Genomic DNA, 16,613 nt, shown 5'->3' with positions numbered 1-16,613 from the left:
ATGGACACCCGTGGAAGCGCCGAGTACGACTACGTGATCGTGGGCTCCGGCACCGCCGGCAGCGTCCTGGCCCACCGGCTCTCCGAGGACCCCGGCGTCTCCGTCCTGGTCCTGGAAGCCGGCGGCCCCCGCATCCCGCCCGAGGTCGACGACCCCTCGTCCTGGTACAAGCTGCTCGGCGGGCCCGTCGACTGGGGCTACACCAGCGTCCCGCAGCCCGGCCTCGACGGCCGCCGTACGTACGAACCCCGCGGCAAGGCCCCCGGCGGCAGCAGCAACCTCTACATCATGATGCACATCCGGGGCCACGCCTCGGACTTCGACAACTGGGCCTACCAGGGCGCGGCCGGCTGGGCGCACGAGGACGTGCTCCCCTACTTCGCCCTGCTGGAGTCCCAGGAGGACGTCACCGCCGCCACCACCGGCACCGGCGGCCCGCAGCGGATCACCCACGCGGGCCGGCACGACCCCAACCCCGTGTCCCGGGCGTTCATCGACGCCGCCGTGGAACTCGGCCACCAGGAGATCGCCGACTTCAACACCGACGGCCCGCGCCGCGGCCTGTTCGGCACCGGCTGGCACCACATCGACGTGGCCGACGGCCGCCGCCAGGGCACCCTGGCCGCCTACCTGGAACCGGCCCTGACCCGGCCCAACCTCACCCTGCGCACCGGCGCGCACACCACCCGGCTGCTGTTCGACGGCACCACCTGCACCGGCGCCGAGTACGTCCAGACCACCCCGCCCGCCGACTTCCCGGGCCGCACCGTGCTCGACGCCGCCGGAACCACCGGCGAACCCGGCACGCACACCGTCCGGGCCCGCCGCGAGGTGATCGTCGCGGCCGGCGCCATCGAGTCGCCGAAGCTGCTGCTGCTCTCCGGCATCGGCGCCCCCGACCGGCTCGCCGAACACGGCATCGCCGTCACCGCCGCGGTCCCGGGCGTCGGCGAGAACTTCCACAACCACGTGCTGACCGGCCTGATGGCCGAGGTCACCCAGGAACTGCCGCCGCCGACGCAGAACCTCTCCGAGAGCGCGCTGTTCCTCTCCTCGCAGCCCGGACTGCCCGCCCCCGACCTGCAGATCGCCTTCGTCCACGTGCCCTTCGACGTGATCGTCGGCCAGGACCACCCCCACACGGTGTCCATCCTGCCGGGCGTCGTCCGGCCCGTCTCCCGCGGCTGGATCCGGCTGGCGAGCGCCGACCCGCTGGCCCACCCGCTGATCCACCCGAACTACCTGGGCGACCGCTGGGACCTGGAGCGGATGGTGCAGGGCATCAAACTGGCCCGGGAGATCTTCGCGACCTCCGCCTTCTCGCCCTGGTACAAGCAGGAGCTCCAGCCCGGCCCGGGCACGGTCACCGACGACGAGCTGCGCGCCTTCGCGAAGCGGAAGTCGGAGAGCTACCACCACCAGGCCGGCTCCTGCCGCATGGGCATCGACGACCTCTCCGTCGTCGACCCGCACCTGCGGGTGCACGGCGTCCAGGGGCTCCGGGTGGTGGACGCGAGCGTGATGCCCGCGGTGCCGTCCGGCAACTGCCACGCCGCCATCGCCATGATCGCCGAGCGGGCGGCGGACTTCATCACCGGCCGGAACAGGGGGAACTCCCGTGTCTGACGGAACGGTCCTGCGCGAAGGCGCCCTCACCGGGACCCGGATCGCGGTCCTGGTCGAGAGCGACTTCTACGAGCCGGAGATCTTCTACTACCAGCGCCGCTTCGCCGAGGAGGGCGCCGAGGTCGACTTCCTGACCCGGCTGTGGGGCAACGACTCCATCACCTTCACCGGCCACGAGTACCGCGCCCCGTTCACCGCCGACCGCTCCCTGGAGGGGCTGTCCGACGGGGAACTGCGCCGGTACGCGGCGCTGATCGTGCCCTCGGGCATGGTCGCCGACCGGCTCCGCTACACCGAGGACGTGGACGTCCTCGCCCCCGCGACCGAACTGCTGCGCCGGGCCTTCGAGGAGCCCACGGTCCTCAAGGGGATCATCTGCCACGGCATGTGGCTGGCCTCCTCCATCCCCGGCAAGATCCGCGGCCGCAAGGTCGTCTGCCACAACAACCTCATCGGGGACGTCCGCAACATGGGCGGGGAGTACGTCGACGAGGACGTGGTGGTCGACGGCGACCTGGTCACCGGCCGCACCGGCGCCCACCACCACCTCTTCGCCCGGCGCATCATCGAGCTGATCGCCGCCGGGCGGGGCCGGGGGGCCGGCTGATGCGCTGGTCGCACGTGGGCCTCAACTGCACCGACCAGAAGACCACCGAGGAGTTCTACACCCGGTACTTCGGGTTCGCCCGGGCCCGGGTGGTGGACCTCGGCGACTCGCAGATCGTCTTCCTGCGCAAGGGGGACGCGTACCTGGAGCTCTTCCCGGCCGGCGCCGAGCCGGCCCGGCAGGCGGAGAACGACGGACCCCCGGCCCCCGGCCGGATCCGGCACCTCGCCTTCCAGACCGACAGCGTCGACTCCTTCCTCGCGGACATCGGGGACGCGGCCGACGTCACGCTCGGCCCCCTGGCCTTCGACGACTTCATCTGCGGCTGGCGGACCGTGTGGCTCCGCGATCCCGACGGGGTGATCGTCGAGGTCAGCCAGGGATACACGGACGACGACAGCTCTCACGACAAGGACGGTGCACAGCATGGCTGAAGGCTTCTCCTTCTCGGACACCATCGCCGGATACATCGACCACTTCGACTCGGAGACCCGGCAGCTGAGGCTGCACACCGCCGACGGCCGCCCGTTCGACGTGTCGCTCGCCTCGGGCCCCAGCGCCGAACTGGTCCGCAACCTGGACGAGCCCTACATCGACGCCTCCGGCCACCTCGACGAGATGCTCTCGCCCGGCCGGTTCCTCTTCGCCTACGGCGTCCACTACCCGGAGCAGGGCGGCCGCTTCGACGCCAAGCGGCTGGTCTTCCTCGGCCGCGGCGCGGAGGATTACCGGTTCGAGGAAGCCGGCTGGTGGGTCAAGCAGATCGAATCCCTCGCCTCCTTCTACCGGAAGGCGCAGTTCGGCGACGGGCCGGTGGACTTCACCGAGTACCGCACCGAGATCCGGCTCGGCGGGGACAAGACCGCCAGCCACATCCAGGAGACCGACACCATCTCCCGCCTCGTCTACGGCATGGCCTCCGCCTACCTGCTGACCGGCAAGGACGAGTACCTGGAGGTCGCCGAGCGCGGCACCGAGTACCTGCGCAAGCACATGCGGGTCGAGGACAGCGAGGAAGACGTCGTCTACTGGTACCACGGCATCAGCGTGGACGGGGACACCGAGAAGAAGCTGTTCACCTCGGAGTTCTCCGACGACTACGACGCCATCCCGATGTACGAGCAGATCTACGCGCTGGCCGGCCCGATCCAGACCTACCGGGTCACCGGCGACGTGAGGATCAAGAACGACGCCGACGCCACCATCCGGCTGTTCGACAGGTTCTTCAAGGACGAGGAACTCGGCGGCTACTACTCGCACATCGACCCGATCCTCTTCAGCGCCGACCACGAGTCCCTGGGCGAGAACGCCGAACGCAAGAACTGGAACTCGGTCGGCGACCACGCGCCCGCGTACCTCATCAACCTGTACCTGGCGACCGGGGAGCAGCGCTACGCCGACTTCCTGGAGTACACCTTCGACACCATCGCCGACCGGTTCCCGGACTACAAGAACAGCCCCTTCGTCCAGGAACGCTTCTTCCGCGACTGGTCGCACGACACCGCGCACAGCTGGCAGCAGAACCGCGCGGTCGTCGGCCACAACCTGAAGATCGCCTGGAACCTGCTCCGGATGAACTCCCTCAAGGCCAAGCCGGCCTACTCCGACCTCGCCAGGAGGATCGGCGAGATCATGCCGCCGGTCGGCAGCGACCTGCAGCGCGGCGGCTGGTACGACGTGGTCGAACGGCTCAGGAGCGGCGACCAGGAGAGCCACCGCTTCGCCTGGCACGACCGCAAGGCGTGGTGGCAGCAGGAGCAGGCGATCCTGGCCTACCTCATCCTGCACGGCACCCTCGGCGGGCAGGACTTCAGGAAGGAAGCCCGCCAGGCGGAGTCCTTCTACAACACCTTCTTCCTCGACCACGACGAGGGGGCCGTCTACTTCAACGTGCTGGCCAGCGGCACGCCGTACCTGCTCGGCACCGAGCGGCTCAAGGGCAGCCACTCGATGTCCATGTACCACTCCGCGGAGCTGTGCTACCTCGCCGCGGTCTACAACAACCTGCTCATCAACGGCCGGGAGATGGACTTCCACTTCAAGCCCGACCCCACCGACCTGCCCGGCCGCGTGCTGCGCGTCTCGCCCGACCTGCTGCCCGCGGGCTCGGTGAGCATCGCTTCCGTCGAGATCGACGAGAAGCCGTGGACGGACTTCGACGCCGGGGCGCTCACCGTCCGGCTGCCCGACGTCCAGAGCCGGGTACGGGTCCGGGTCCGGCTGCGTCCGGAGACCAAGTAGGGGCTGACGGGGGCCCCGCAGAAAGGGGAATGCAATGTCTCTCAACGTCAAGGAACGCCGGAACAAGACGGGCACCGTGGTCGTCGCCACCGGCGAGATCAACAGCGAGACCTCCGGGTCGCTGCTGGAGACCCTGCTGCCGCTGGTCCGCGAGGGCCGGCCGCTGAAGATCGACCTCACGGCGGTCACCTACGTCTCCAGCGCCGGCCTGCGCACCCTCCTCGTGGTGTACCGCGAGGCCCAGCACGCCGGTGTCGCCGTCACCCTGTACGGGGTGAGCGAGGAAGTCCGGTTCGTCATGTCGGCCACCGGCTTCCTGGACTTCTTCGAAACCGGTGAGGCCGCCGCGGCCGAGGCCAAGCGGAAGGCCGCGGCACCGGCCGGCGCCGGCAAGGCCGGCCGATGACCGAGACGCGCACCGAACAGGTCCTGCGCGTGGACGCGTACCCGACCCACGAGGTGGGCGGGTACCGCGTCCGCGCGGGCAAGCCCTTCCCCTTCGGGGCCAACGTGGTCCCCGGCGGGGTCAGCTTCTCCGTCTTCTCCGACCAGGCCACCTCCATGACCCTGGTCATCTACAAGCGCGGGGAACCCGAGCCCATGGCCGAACTGGAGTTCCCCGAGGAATTCCGCATGGGCAGCGTCTTCGCCATGACCGTCTTCGGCCTGGACCACGAGAACATCGAGTACGGGTACCGGGCCGACGGCCCCTTCGACCCGGCCTCCGGGCACCGCTTCGACGCCCGCCAGGTCCTCTCCGACCCCTACGCCCGGCTGATCTCCGGCCGCGACGTGTGGGGCGTACCGCCCGACTACAGCCGCGGCTACCAGTACCGGTCCCGGGTCTGCCTGCAGGACTTCGACTGGGGCGACGACAGCCCGCTGCGGATCCCCGCGGAGGACCTCGTCGTCTACGAGGCCCACGTCCGCGGCTTCACCCGGCACCCCAACTCCCACGTCACCGCCCCCGGCACCTTCGCCGGACTGCGGGAGAAGATCCCGTACCTGAAGGAACTCGGGGTGAACTGCATCGAGCTGCTGCCCGTGTTCGAGTTCGACGAGAGCGACAACCCGCGCAGCAACCCCGAGACCGGTGAGAAGCTCTACGACTACTGGGGCTACAACACCGTCTCCTTCTTCGCCCCCAAGGCCGGCTACGCGGCCACCGGACGCTACGGCATGCAGGGCGACGAGTTCCGCACGCTGATCAAGGACCTGCACGCGGCCGGCATCGAGGTCATCCTCGACGTGGTCTTCAACCACACAGCCGAGGGCAACGAGCAGGGCCCCACCATCAGCTTCAAGGGCCTCGACAACTCGACGTACTACATGCTCACGCCCGAGGGCTACTACTTCAACTTCAGCGGCACCGGCAACACCGTCAACTGCAACCACCCCGTGGTCCGCAACTACGTCCTGGACTGCCTGCGCCACTGGGTCGCCGACTACCACATCGACGGCTTCCGCTTCGACCTCGCGGCCATCCTCGGCCGGGCCCTGGACGGCACCCCGCTGCCCAACCCGCCGCTGCTGGAACTGCTCGCCTTCGACCCCGTCCTGCGGCACACCAAGCTCATCGCCGAAGCATGGGACGCGGCCGGGCTCTACGAGGTCGGCAACTTCCCGGCGTACGGCCGCTGGGCCGAATGGAACGGCAAGTACCGCGACACCGTACGCCGCTTCGTCAAGGGCGACACCGGGGTCGTCGGTGAGCTCGCCACCCGCATCGCCGGCTCGCCCGACCTCTACGCCGGCCGCGGACCCGCCGCCTCGGTCAACTTCCTGACCGCGCACGACGGGTTCACCCTCGCCGACATGGTCTCGTACAACGACAAGCGCAACCACGCCAACGGCGAGGACAACAACGACGGCGCCAACGACAACAACAGCTGGAACCACGGCGCCGAAGGACCCACGGACGACCCGGAGGTCAACCGGCTCCGGCTCCGGCAGATGAAGAACGCCCTCGCCATCCTGCTCGTCAGCCAGGGCATTCCGATGATCCTCTCCGGCGACGAGGTCGGCCGCACCCAGCAGGGCAACAACAACACCTACTGCCAGGACAACGAACTCTCCTGGTTCGACTGGGACCAGGTCGGGCAGAACGCCGAACTGCTCGAATTCACCCGGCAGATGATCGCCTTCCGCAAGCACCACCGGGAGCTCCGCTCCACCGAGCACCCCACCGGCGCCATCCGCACCGGCCTGGGCCTGCCCGACATCAGCTGGCACGGCACCCGCGCCTGGCAGCCCGACTGGTCCGAGGACAGCCGGCTGCTGGCCGTGGCCCGCTGCGGAGCCGGGGACGACGACGTGGTGTACGTCGCCATGAACTCCCACTGGGAGGCGCACGACCTGGAGCTGCCCGCCCTCCCCGGGGGCCGCACCTGGCACCTGTTCGCCGACACCGGGGCGCAGGCCCCGGACGACATCCGCGCCCCGGGCACGGAGACCGAGCTGGAGAACGCCGGCAAGTACCTCATCGGCCCCCGCTCGGTGGTGATCCTCGTGGGCCGTACCAATGAAGGAGACTGACATGCCGCTTTCCGTGTCCCTGAGCATCGAGGGCGACACCACCGTCATCGAGTTGACGGGCGAGCTGGACGCGAGCACCGCCCCGGACTTCCACCGGACCATCGAGAAGGCCGCCGGGCACGGCACCGCCACCGTCGAGATCCGGATGGCCGGCGTCGGCTACCTGGCCAGCGCCGGACTGCGCTCGCTGGTCTTCGCCCAGCAGAAGGTCTCCAGCGAGGTGACCATCAAGGTGGTGGGCGCGATCGAGCCGGTCGCCCGCACCATCCGCACGGCGGGGCTGGACCGCAGCATCGTCCTGGCCGATGAGTGAGAACCACCCACCGCGCAAGGGGTCCCCGCTGACCCAGCCCGCCGCCGGCGAACTGCAGGTTCCGGCCAGCTTCGGCTCGCTCTCCGCCATCGCCTCCTTCGTGCAGGCGGTGGCGGGACGGGCCGGACTGGACCGGCGGGCCGCCTACCGGCTGAGGCTGGCCGTGGACGAACTCGCCACGAACATCGTCATGCACGGGTACCGGGGCGGCGACGGACGGATCACCGTCCGCGGCCGCTCCGGTCCGGGCCGGGCGAGGATCACCGTCGAGGACAGCGCCCCGGAGTTCGACCCGGTGGCCGGCTGCCTCCCGCCGGCCACCGGACTGCCCCCTGAGCAGCGCCGGATCGGGGGCCTGGGCATCCACCTGGCCCTCACCAGTGTCGACGAGTTCAGTTACGTCCGGCACGACGGCCGGAACATCAGCACGCTGACCGTGAAGGCCGAGGGGACGGAGCCATGCCCTCCACGACCGTGATCATCCTCGCCGACCACCCGCCGCCACCGGCGGGCCTGCTGGCCGCACTCCGCACCATGGACGCGGCCCTGGTCGAACGCACCCTGGCGGAACTCCTCTCCGGCCCGCGCGAAGGGCTGCCCGCCGCCGACGTGCTGCTCGCCCCGGCCCGGGCGCCGGGGGAGTCGGTGCGCACGGCCGTGCGCCGGCTGCGCCGCCGCTACGTGGCACCCATCGTGGTGGTCTGGACGGTGGACGACTTCGCCGCCCTGGAGGAACACGTCCGGCTGGGCCACGACTACCTCGTGCCGCCCTTCCTGCCGGCCCTGGTCGGGGCCCGGCTGCACAGCTGCACCGAACGCGCCGAACTCGGCCGCACCCTGCGCGAAGCCGACGCCCGGGCCGAGCTGATGAGCTACGAGAAGGAGCTGGAGATCGGCCGGGAGATCCAGGCCGGCTTCCTCCCGGAGGCACTCCCCGTCCCCGACGGCTGGGAGATCGACGTCCGTTTCCGCCCGGCCCGCCAGGTCGCCGGGGACTTCTACGACGTCTTCGAGCTGGTGCACCGCCGCCGGCTCGCCCTGGTCGTCGCCGACGTCTGCGACAAGGGGGTCGGCGCGGCGCTCTTCATGGCGCTCATCCGCTCCCTGCTCCGGCACACCGCCGAGAACAGCGGACTCCAGCACCTGGTGGCGGCCGGCCGCTCCGGCGGCCGGATCCCCGTCGTCGGGGCCACCCCGCTGCTCAACGCGGTCACCGCCACCAACGGCTACCTCACCCGCAACCACCTCCGGCAGGGCTACTTCGCGACGCTGTTCTTCGGCGTCCTGGACCCGCTCACCGGCAGCCTGGTCTACATCAACGGCGGCCACAACCCGCCCCTGCTGATCGGCGCCGACGGGGGCGCCCCCGTCGCCCTGGACGTCACCGGGCCCGCGGTCGGCGTCCTGCCCGACTGCGTCTACACCCTCGGCTACGCCCAGCTCGACCCCGGCGACACGCTCTTCGTTTTCACCGACGGGGTGCCGGAAGCCCGCTGTCCGGACGGCCGGTTCCTCGGCGACGAGCGGATGCTCGATCTGCTCCGCGAGGAACGCGACGGCCGGCCGCTCACCGGGAAGGCCGTACTGGACCGCATGGACTCGGCGGTGCGCGAGCACACCGGCAGCGCCGAACAGCACGACGACGTCACCATGCTGGCCTTGCACCGGCCCCGTGCGGCGCGGGGGCCGCACGGTGCCGGTGGAGGGTACCGGGAGGTGGCCTGATGGCCCGGACCATCGTGGTGCACTCCCACCGCGGCGGAACCGGGAAGTCCACGCTCCTGGCCAACCTGGCGCTGCTGCTGGCCGCTGGCGGGCGCCGGGTCGGAGTGGTCGACACCGACATCCAGTCGCCCACCCTGGACCTGCTGTTCCGGTTGCCGCCGGGCGGCGGTTCGCTCACCGACTACCTGCTCGGCCGGTGCGAGATCGAAGCCGCGGCCGTGCCGGTGGCGCGGCCCGGGCTGTTCGTCGTACCCGCCCGCAACGGCACCACCGCGCTGCGGGAGATCATGGCCACCGGGTACGACGTCGGGCTGCTGCCCGAGGGCTTCGACCGGTTCGCCGACACCTACGGCCTGGACGTGCTGCTGCTCGACACGCACGCCGGCCTGAACAACGAGTCGGTGACCGCCATGGCCAGCGCCGACGTCCTGGTGCTGCTGGCCCGGGCGGACCGGATCGACCTGTCCGGGGTCGAGGAGACCCTCGCCCTGGCCGGGAGGCTGGCCTGCCGCCGGGCCCTGGTGATGAGCATGGCACCGGACGGCATGGAGCGGGAACGGGTCGCCCGGCGCGTGGAGGAGGTATACGGCGCCCCTCTGGCCGGAATCCTGCCCTATGTGCCGGAAATGGCCGCGCTGTACGGAGAACGCATATTCGCCGACGCCCATCCCGACCATCCGCTGGTCGGTGAATTCCGCACCATCATCTCGGCGCTCGGCATCGCACCGGCCGCACGTGACGAAGTATCACGTGCCTGACGTCATCCCCCTTACGCCGTTTGACACAGGGCGTGTTGAATCGGCAGCGAATCCAGAACAAGGAGATCACGGTCATGAAGATTCTCGTCGTCATGACGGCCAAGGCAACGCTCCATCTGCTGGACGGGGAGCTGCATCCCTCGGGATTCTGGGCCGAGGAATTCGTCGTCCCCTTCTCGATCTTCCGCGCCGCGGGGCACTCCGTCGACGTGGCGACGATCGGCGGCCGGGCCCCCACGGTCGACCGGACCAGCATCGACCCGGACTTCCTCAAGTGGGTCCGCCCGCAGGGCTCCGAGGACGACGACGCCGCCGCGGCGGCCGAGTACGTACGCGTCATCGAGGCCACTCCCGCGCTGAAGAGCCCCATCGCCCTGGAGTCCCTCGGCGAGAAGGACGTCGCCGACTACGACGGCATCTACATCAGCGGCGGCCACGGCGCCATCGGCGACCTGCCCAAGTCGGACGAGCTGGCCCAGCTGCTGCGCTGGGCCATCGCGCAGGACAAGCCGCTGGCCACCGTCTGCCACGGCCACACCTCCCTGCTCGCGCTCCGCGACGGCGAGGGCCGCTGGCCCTTCGAGGGGTACCGGATGACCGCCTTCTCGCACAGCGAGGAACTGGTCACCAACATGGCCGGCCGGCTCCCGTTCATCCTGGAGGCGGAACTGACCCGGCTCGGCGCCCGGTACGAGAAGGCCGAAGCCATCTGGGACTCGCACGTGGTGGTGGACCGCAAGCTGACCACCGGCCAGAACCCGTACTCCTCCAAGGCCCTCGCCGAGACCTTCTTACGCCAGCTCACGCAGGGCTAGACGCCCCGCACTCCCCGACACCGGAAGGCAGCCATGACCAAGCGCGCGCTCAGCGACCAGCCCCTGGCCAATCCCGGCAAGCTGTTCATCGGAGGCAAGTGGGTCGAGGCCAGAGGCGGCGGCACCGAGCCCGACATCAGCCCGGTCGACGGGCAGGAGATCGTGCCGGTGGCGCAGGCGGGCACCGCCGACGCCGACGCCGCGGTGGCGGCGGCCAGGGAGGCGTACGAGTCGGGCCCCTGGAGCAGGCTCTCCGCCCAGGAGCGCGCGCTGAGGCTGAACCGCGTCGGGGAGCTCATCGAGCGGGACCTCGAGGAGATCGCCCTGCTGGAGACCATGGACATGGGCAAGCCGTTCGCGTTCTCCAGCACGGTCGACGCCCCGATGGCCGCCCAGCTGATGCACTACTACGCCGGCGCGGTGACCCGGGTCGACGGCTCCTCCCGGGCGCCGGCCGGCGGCCAGCTCGCGTACACCCTGCGGGAACCGCTCGGCGTGGTCTGCGCGATCACCCCGTTCAACTTCCCGCTGCTGCTGTCCATGACGAAGATCGCCCCGGCACTGGCCGCGGGCAACACGGTGGTGCACAAGCCCTCGCCGGCCACCCCGCTGACCGCCCTGAAGATCGCCGAGCTGTTCCAGGAGGCGGAGATCCCGGACGGGGTGCTGAACGTGGTGACCGGTCCGGGCGTGGAACTGGGGGAGACCCTCACCGACCACCCCGGCATCGACAAGATCGCCTTCACCGGCTCCACCGCCGTCGGCCAGTCCATCATCCGCAGGGCCGCCGGCACCCTCAAGAAGGTCACGATGGAACTCGGCGGCAAGTCCGCCAACATCGTCTTCGCCGACGCCGACCTGGACGCGGCCGAGGAGCTCGCCTTCTTCGGCATCTACTACAACAAGGGCGAGATCTGCACCGCCGGCTCCCGCCTGCTGCTGCAGCGGCCCGTCCACGACGAACTGGTCGAACGGCTGGTCCGGCGGGCCGCCGCGCTCAAGCCCGGCGACCCGCGCGACCCGGCCACCCTCTTCGGGCCGCTGGCCCACCGCGGCCAGTTCGAGAAGGTCGGCTCGTACATCGAGATCGGCCGGAAGGAAGGCGCGGACCTCCGGGTCGGCGGCGAGGGCTGGATCCCCGAGGGCGCCTCCGCCGAAGGCCTGTACTTCCTGCCGACGATCTTCACCGGCGTGGACAACGGCATGCGGATCGCCCAGGAGGAGATCTTCGGCCCGGTCCTGTCGGTCATCCCCTTCGACACGGAGGAGGACGCCGTCCGCATCGCCAACGACAGCGCCTACGGCCTCGCCGCCGGGGTGCACACCAAGGACCTGCGGCGGGCCCACCGGGTGGCGGCGCAGATCAAGGCGGGCACGGTCTGGGTCAACTGCTACAACCAGTACGACCCTTCGGTGCCCTACGGCGGTTACAAGGCCTCCGGCTTCGGCCGCGAGTGCGGACCCGAGTCCCTGGAGAGCTACACCCAGACCAAGTCGGTCTGGATCGGCCTCGACTGAGGAGAGAGCATGAGCACGGGCATCATCGGCACCGGGCGGATCGGGTCCGTCCTGGCCCGCATCCTGGTCGCCGCCGGCCACCGGGTGGTCCTCGCCAACGCGAGCGGCCCGCACACCATCGGCCCGCTGCTGGCCGAACTGGGTCCCGCCGCGCGGGCCGCGACCCCCGCCGAGGCCGCCGGCCTGACCGACGTCCTGGTGCTGATGGTGCCCTTCGACAGCGTCCGGGGGCTGCTCCCGCCGGACACGGTCGGAGGCAAGGTGCTCGTGGACGCGACGAACGCGTTCGGCGGCCGGGGCGAACCCCGCGATCTCGGCGGGCGCGGCTCCAGCGAATTCGTCGCCGACTGGTATCCCGGCGCGCGGCTGGTGAAATCCCTCAACACCATGCATTTCGAAACACTCGCCCGCGGCGGATCCGTCGGTGAACACGGTGCGGGGCGGAACTCCGGCGAACGGCTCGCGCACTACACGGCGGGCGACGACGCGGAAGCGAAGAAAACCGTCGCCGGAATCATCACGGACCTCGGATTCGCCGCCGTCGACACCGGCCCGCTGCACTCCGGCGGAATTCTCCAGCAGCCCGGCGGGCCGCTCTTCAACCGGCCGCTCACGGAAGCGCAGGCAACCGAATGGACATCTCGCTGAACGTCAACGGACTGACCCGTGAATTCGCCGCAGAGGCCAACGAGTTACTCGTCGAACGGCTGCGCGACGGGCTCGGGCTGACCGGCACCAAGGTCGGCTGCGACACCGGGCAGTGCGGCTCCTGCGTGGTCCGCCTCGACGGCCGGTCGGTCAAGAGCTGCCTGATCCTCACCGCCGCCGCGGCCGGCTCCGAGGTCACCACCATCGAGGGCGTCACCGAGCCGGGCGGCGAACTCACCGGACTGCAGGAGGCCCTGCGCCGGGAACACGGCACCCAGTGCGGGTTCTGCACCCCCGGCATGGTCATGGCCCTCGGCGAACTCGTCGACCGGACCGCCGCCCCGGAGACCGAGGACCCCACGGAACCCGAGATCCGCGAGTGGCTCACCGGCAACCTGTGCCGCTGCACCGGCTACCACAGCGTCGTGCGCGGGGTGCAGCGCGCCTGCGCCGCGCGGACCGCCCCGAGACAGGAGGCATGAGCCATGACCGCACAGACGGGGGAGAGCGCCGGCGTGCTCGGCGCACCGCTGGACAGCCGTGAGGACCCGCAGCTGCTGCGCGGCGAGGCCACGTACGTGGCGGACATCAACCTGCCCGGCACCGCCCACATGGCCATCCTGGGCAGCACCGTCGCCCACGCCCGGATCCTCTCCATCCAGACCAAGGCCGCCGAGCAGATGCCCGGCGTGCTCAAGGTGGCCACCGCCGCCGACTTCGCGGACGTCATGCCGCTGCCCTGCATCTGGATCCCCGGCGGGGTGGAGAGCCACTTCCCGCCGCACCCCTACGGACTTCCCGGCGCCCGGCCGGTGCTGACCGGGGACACCGTCCGGCACGTCGGCGACGCGATCGCCGTGGTCGTCGCCGAAACCCCCAGGCAGGCCGCCGCCGCGCTCGCCGCCATCACCGTGGACTACGAGCCGCTGCCCGTGGTCACCCGCGCCGACCAGGCGCTCGCCGAGGGCGCACCGCAGCTCCACGAGGCCGTGCCCGGCAACCTCAACGCGTACTGGACCTGCGGCGACAAGGAGGCGACCGACGCCGCCATCGCAGGGGCCGAGGTCACCGTCGAGCTCGACCTGGTCAACCAGCGGACCATCAACAGCCCCATCGAGCCGCGCGGCGCGGTCGGCGACTACAACCCGGTCACCGGCGAGTACACCCTCTACGCGTCCACCCAGGGCCCGCACAACCACCGGTTCCTGCTCTCGGCCCTGGTGCTCGGCATCCCGTTCAACAAGCTCCGGGTGATCGCCCCGACCGTCGGCGGCAGCTTCGGCACCAAGGGCTACCTGTACCCGGACATGGCGCTGGTCCTGCTGCTCTCCAAGGCCCTGGGCCGCCCGGTGAAGTGGGTGGACACCCGCACCGGCCTGATGAACTCCACCGTGCAGGGCCGCGACCACCGCCAGCACGTCACCCTGGCCGGCACCCGCGACGGCCGGATGACCGCCGTGCGCTGCACCAGCCACGCCAACCTCGGCGCGTACCCCTCCACCATCGGCCCCGGTGTCGCCACCGCCCTGATGGGCCGCTCCATCAGCGGCATGTACGACTTCGACGCCGCCTTCTGCGAGGTCTACGCGGCCTTCACCAACACCGTGCCGCTCGGCGCCCAGCGCGGCAGCGGCCGGGCCGAGGCCGCCTTCCTGATGGAACGCCTGGTCGACCGGTACGCGGCCGAGATCGGCATGGACCCGGCGGAGGTCCGCCGCAGGAACCTGGTGCCGTCCGAGAAGTTCCCGTACGACAACGGGCTCGGCTGGACCTACGACTCGGGGAACTACCGCGAGAACTTCGACAAGGCGCTGGAGCTCGCCGGATACGCGGACATGCCGGCCCGCAGGGCCGAGGCCCGCGCCCGCGGCAAACGGCTCGGCGTCGGCCTGGCCACCTACGTCGCGATCTGCGGCGTCGGCCCGTCCACCCGGATGTCCCAGGAGGGCATGCTCGGCGGCACCTGGGAGAGCGCCAACATCCGGGTCCACCCGACCGGCGAGGTCACCGTCATGGTCGGCTCGGCCTCCACCGGCCAGAGCCACGGCACCGTCTTCGCGCAGGTCGCGGCCGCCGAACTGGGCATCGACCCGGCCACCGTCAGCGTGTACCAGGGCGACACCCTCAAGGCCCCCTACGGACAGGGCACCTACGGCAGCCGCTCCTACAGCATGGCCGCCCCGGCCGTCGCCCTCACCGCCCGGAAGATCAAGAACAAGCTGGTCAAGGCCGGTGCCGTGTTCCTCGGGGTCCCCGAGGAGAAGGTGGTCTACGAAGACGGCAGGGTCCACGAGGACGGCAACCCGGAGAACACCAAGACCTTCGCCGAACTGGCCATGTCCATGTGGTACGGCTGGGGCCTGCCGCCGGAGATCGAGCCGGCCCTCGACGAGACCACCCACTTCGACCCGCCGGACTTCAACTACCCCTTCGGCAGCCACGTCGCGGTCGTCGAGATCGACGAACTCACCGGCGAGACCGAGGTGGTCTCCTACACCGCCGTCGACGACGCGGGGAACATCGGCAACCCGAAGATCGTCCTCGGCCAGATCGAGGGCTCCATCCTGCACGGGCTGGGGCAGGCGCTGATGGAAGCCGCCGAATACGACGCGGACGGCCGGCTGGTCACCTCCGACCTCACCAAGTACGCCCTGCCCAGGGCCGCCGACGCACCCTTCTTCACCCTGGGCAGGACGGTCACGCCGACCCCGCACAACCCGCTCGGCGCCAAGGGCGCCGGCGAGATCGCGACCGTGCCGCCCGCCGCCGCCGTGGTCAACGCGGTCGTCGACGCCCTCTCCGACCTGGGCGTCACCCACATCGACATGCCGGTCACCCCGGAAAAGGTCTGGCGGGCCCTGCAGGGCCAGCAAGGAGGAGCCCGGTGATCCTCGCCGAATTCGACTACGTCCGGCCCTCGGCACTGGACGAGGCGCTCGTCCTGCTCGGCGGGCACCCCGGCGCCCGGGTCCTGGCCGGCGGCCAGAGCCTGCTGCCCGACCTGGGCAGCGGCAGCGCCACCGCCCGCATGCTGGTCGACGTACGCCGGCTGGAGGAGCTGCGCGGCATCGCCCGGACCCCGGAGGGGGCCCTGCGGATCGGCGCCGCCACCACCCTGGCCGAACTCGCCGCGCATCCGCTGGTCCTGGCCGGGGCCCCCGAACTGGCGGCCGCCGCCCGCGCCAACGGCGACCCCCAGGTCCGCAACCTGGGCACCGTCGGAGGCAACCTCTGCGCGGCCGGCCGCCCCACCGACCTGCCGGTGGCAGCCCTCGCCGCCGACGCCCGGCTGGAACTGGCCGGTCCCGGCGGCCGCAGGACCGTCGCCGCGGAGGAGTTCGCCGCTTCCGGGCCGCCCCCGGCCACGGTGGTCACCGCCCTGCTGGTGCCCGCCCCCGGTCCGGCCGCCGCCTTCGAGAAGACCGCCGACCGGGCCACCCGCTACCCGCTGTGCGCGGTGGCGGTCCGGCTCACCGCCGACGGTCCCCGCATCGCCGTCACGGGTGCCACCGCACGCCCGCAGCGGCTGCCGGGGATCGAGGCCCGGCTGGCCGGCACCGCACACGACGGCCCTGCGCACACCGGCCCTGCGCACACCGGCCCTGCGCACAACGGCCCTGCGCACACCGGCACCGCGTACACCACCGAGGCCGTCCTCGCGGCCTTCCGCGCCGAACCCCGGGAGCTGTTCGTGCCCGGGCGCGGCACCTCGGCCGAATACCTCGGCCATCTCGCCGGGGTCCTGACCGCCCGTGCGCTCGCGCGGGCCCAGGCCCCGTCCTGACCACCCGCACCCACGGGTCCACGGGGGAGTGAACGCACGTGGC

At 71.1% G+C, this 16,613-nt stretch carries 16 protein-coding genes; all 16 read left to right on the top strand.

Annotated elements, in window-relative coordinates; translation table 11 throughout:
* The 16 genes from AB0O36_RS23865 to AB0O36_RS23790 all read left to right on the top strand — a co-directional run bounded on the left by AB0O36_RS23865 (position 1) and on the right by AB0O36_RS23790 (position 16,570).
* Complete coding sequence (locus AB0O36_RS23865; RefSeq protein ID WP_365113796.1) at positions 1 to 1,626, top strand: GMC oxidoreductase; 1,626 nt, start codon at positions 1 to 3, stop codon at positions 1,624 to 1,626.
* A complete protein-coding gene (locus AB0O36_RS23860; RefSeq protein WP_365113794.1) occupies positions 1,619 to 2,233 on the top strand; it encodes a DJ-1/PfpI family protein in 615 nt (204 codons plus the stop codon). Before AB0O36_RS23865 ends, AB0O36_RS23860 begins: the two co-directional genes overlap by 8 nt.
* Positions 2,233 to 2,667 carry a VOC family protein gene (locus tag AB0O36_RS23855; protein ID WP_365113792.1) on the top strand — a complete coding sequence of 145 codons (435 nt, stop codon included), beginning with the start codon at positions 2,233 to 2,235 and terminating at the stop codon, positions 2,665 to 2,667. Before AB0O36_RS23860 ends, AB0O36_RS23855 begins: the two co-directional genes overlap by 1 nt.
* On the top strand, positions 2,660 to 4,474 hold the full coding sequence (locus AB0O36_RS23850) for an AGE family epimerase/isomerase (RefSeq protein ID WP_365113790.1): 1,815 nt from the start codon (positions 2,660 to 2,662) through the stop codon (positions 4,472 to 4,474). The genes AB0O36_RS23855 and AB0O36_RS23850 overlap by 8 nt, the downstream gene beginning before the upstream one ends.
* Positions 4,475 to 4,508: 34 nt before the next feature.
* Positions 4,509 to 4,880, top strand: a complete 372-nt coding sequence (locus tag AB0O36_RS23845) for an STAS domain-containing protein (protein ID WP_365113788.1) — start codon at positions 4,509 to 4,511, stop codon at positions 4,878 to 4,880.
* Positions 4,877 to 7,009 (top strand): glycogen debranching protein GlgX, encoded by a 2,133-nt coding sequence (glgX, locus tag AB0O36_RS23840; protein ID WP_365113786.1) that lies wholly within the window; start codon positions 4,877 to 4,879, stop codon positions 7,007 to 7,009. The genes AB0O36_RS23845 and glgX overlap by 4 nt, the downstream gene beginning before the upstream one ends.
* A 1-nt stretch (position 7,010) precedes the next feature.
* Complete coding sequence (locus tag AB0O36_RS23835) at positions 7,011 to 7,322, top strand: STAS domain-containing protein (RefSeq protein WP_365113785.1); 312 nt, start codon at positions 7,011 to 7,013, stop codon at positions 7,320 to 7,322.
* Complete coding sequence (locus AB0O36_RS23830) at positions 7,315 to 7,800, top strand: ATP-binding protein (RefSeq protein ID WP_365113783.1); 486 nt, start codon at positions 7,315 to 7,317, stop codon at positions 7,798 to 7,800. Before AB0O36_RS23835 ends, AB0O36_RS23830 begins: the two co-directional genes overlap by 8 nt.
* Positions 7,782 to 9,047, top strand: a complete 1,266-nt coding sequence (locus tag AB0O36_RS23825; RefSeq protein ID WP_365113781.1) for a PP2C family protein-serine/threonine phosphatase — start codon at positions 7,782 to 7,784, stop codon at positions 9,045 to 9,047. Before AB0O36_RS23830 ends, AB0O36_RS23825 begins: the two co-directional genes overlap by 19 nt.
* Positions 9,047 to 9,805: a MinD/ParA family protein gene (locus tag AB0O36_RS23820; protein ID WP_365113779.1), complete on the top strand. Its 759-nt coding sequence runs from the start codon at positions 9,047 to 9,049 to the stop codon at positions 9,803 to 9,805. The genes AB0O36_RS23825 and AB0O36_RS23820 overlap by 1 nt, the downstream gene beginning before the upstream one ends.
* Before the next feature lie 74 nt (positions 9,806 to 9,879).
* Positions 9,880 to 10,620, top strand: a complete 741-nt coding sequence (locus AB0O36_RS23815; RefSeq protein ID WP_365113777.1) for a type 1 glutamine amidotransferase domain-containing protein — start codon at positions 9,880 to 9,882, stop codon at positions 10,618 to 10,620.
* A gap of 33 nt (positions 10,621 to 10,653) precedes the next feature.
* The gene (locus AB0O36_RS23810) at positions 10,654 to 12,138 is read left to right on the top strand and encodes an aldehyde dehydrogenase family protein (RefSeq protein ID WP_365113775.1); all 1,485 of its coding nucleotides are present in this window, start codon (positions 10,654 to 10,656) and stop codon (positions 12,136 to 12,138) included.
* Positions 12,139 to 12,147: 9 nt separating this feature from the next.
* A complete protein-coding gene (locus AB0O36_RS23805; RefSeq protein WP_365113773.1) occupies positions 12,148 to 12,786 on the top strand; it encodes an NAD(P)-binding domain-containing protein in 639 nt (212 codons plus the stop codon).
* Positions 12,771 to 13,268: a (2Fe-2S)-binding protein gene (locus AB0O36_RS23800; protein ID WP_365113772.1), complete on the top strand. Its 498-nt coding sequence runs from the start codon at positions 12,771 to 12,773 to the stop codon at positions 13,266 to 13,268. Before AB0O36_RS23805 ends, AB0O36_RS23800 begins: the two co-directional genes overlap by 16 nt.
* A gap of 3 nt (positions 13,269 to 13,271) precedes the next feature.
* Complete coding sequence (locus AB0O36_RS23795) at positions 13,272 to 15,674, top strand: xanthine dehydrogenase family protein molybdopterin-binding subunit (protein ID WP_365113770.1); 2,403 nt, start codon at positions 13,272 to 13,274, stop codon at positions 15,672 to 15,674.
* Positions 15,671 to 16,570: an FAD binding domain-containing protein gene (locus AB0O36_RS23790; RefSeq protein ID WP_365113768.1), complete on the top strand. Its 900-nt coding sequence runs from the start codon at positions 15,671 to 15,673 to the stop codon at positions 16,568 to 16,570. The genes AB0O36_RS23795 and AB0O36_RS23790 overlap by 4 nt, the downstream gene beginning before the upstream one ends.
* Positions 16,571 to 16,613 lie beyond the last annotated feature (43 nt).

Source organism: Streptomyces sp. NPDC089799 (assembly GCF_040684755.1).
Taxonomy (GTDB): domain Bacteria; phylum Actinomycetota; class Actinomycetes; order Streptomycetales; family Streptomycetaceae; genus Streptomyces.
Note: the sequence above shows the minus strand (reverse complement) of the source record. Positions and strands in the feature narration are given on the sequence as shown.

What these genes read in the sequence shown, in the direction of transcription:
- AB0O36_RS23865 (WP_365113796.1), top strand. Translation starts at nt 1, where the DNA reads ATGGACACCCGTGGAAGCGCCGAGTACGACTACGTGATCGTGGGCTCC.
- AB0O36_RS23855 (WP_365113792.1), top strand. Translation starts at nt 2,233, where the DNA reads ATGCGCTGGTCGCACGTGGGCCTCAACTGCACCGACCAGAAGACCACC.
- AB0O36_RS23850 (WP_365113790.1), top strand. Translation starts at nt 2,660, where the DNA reads ATGGCTGAAGGCTTCTCCTTCTCGGACACCATCGCCGGATACATCGAC.
- AB0O36_RS23845 (WP_365113788.1), top strand. Translation starts at nt 4,509, where the DNA reads ATGTCTCTCAACGTCAAGGAACGCCGGAACAAGACGGGCACCGTGGTC.
- glgX (WP_365113786.1), top strand. Translation starts at nt 4,877, where the DNA reads ATGACCGAGACGCGCACCGAACAGGTCCTGCGCGTGGACGCGTACCCG.
- AB0O36_RS23835 (WP_365113785.1), top strand. Translation starts at nt 7,011, where the DNA reads ATGCCGCTTTCCGTGTCCCTGAGCATCGAGGGCGACACCACCGTCATC.
- AB0O36_RS23830 (WP_365113783.1), top strand. Translation starts at nt 7,315, where the DNA reads ATGAGTGAGAACCACCCACCGCGCAAGGGGTCCCCGCTGACCCAGCCC.
- AB0O36_RS23825 (WP_365113781.1), top strand. Translation starts at nt 7,782, where the DNA reads ATGCCCTCCACGACCGTGATCATCCTCGCCGACCACCCGCCGCCACCG.
- AB0O36_RS23820 (WP_365113779.1), top strand. Translation starts at nt 9,047, where the DNA reads ATGGCCCGGACCATCGTGGTGCACTCCCACCGCGGCGGAACCGGGAAG.
- AB0O36_RS23815 (WP_365113777.1), top strand. Translation starts at nt 9,880, where the DNA reads ATGAAGATTCTCGTCGTCATGACGGCCAAGGCAACGCTCCATCTGCTG.
- AB0O36_RS23810 (WP_365113775.1), top strand. Translation starts at nt 10,654, where the DNA reads ATGACCAAGCGCGCGCTCAGCGACCAGCCCCTGGCCAATCCCGGCAAG.
- AB0O36_RS23805 (WP_365113773.1), top strand. Translation starts at nt 12,148, where the DNA reads ATGAGCACGGGCATCATCGGCACCGGGCGGATCGGGTCCGTCCTGGCC.
- AB0O36_RS23800 (WP_365113772.1), top strand. Translation starts at nt 12,771, where the DNA reads ATGGACATCTCGCTGAACGTCAACGGACTGACCCGTGAATTCGCCGCA.
- AB0O36_RS23795 (WP_365113770.1), top strand. Translation starts at nt 13,272, where the DNA reads ATGACCGCACAGACGGGGGAGAGCGCCGGCGTGCTCGGCGCACCGCTG.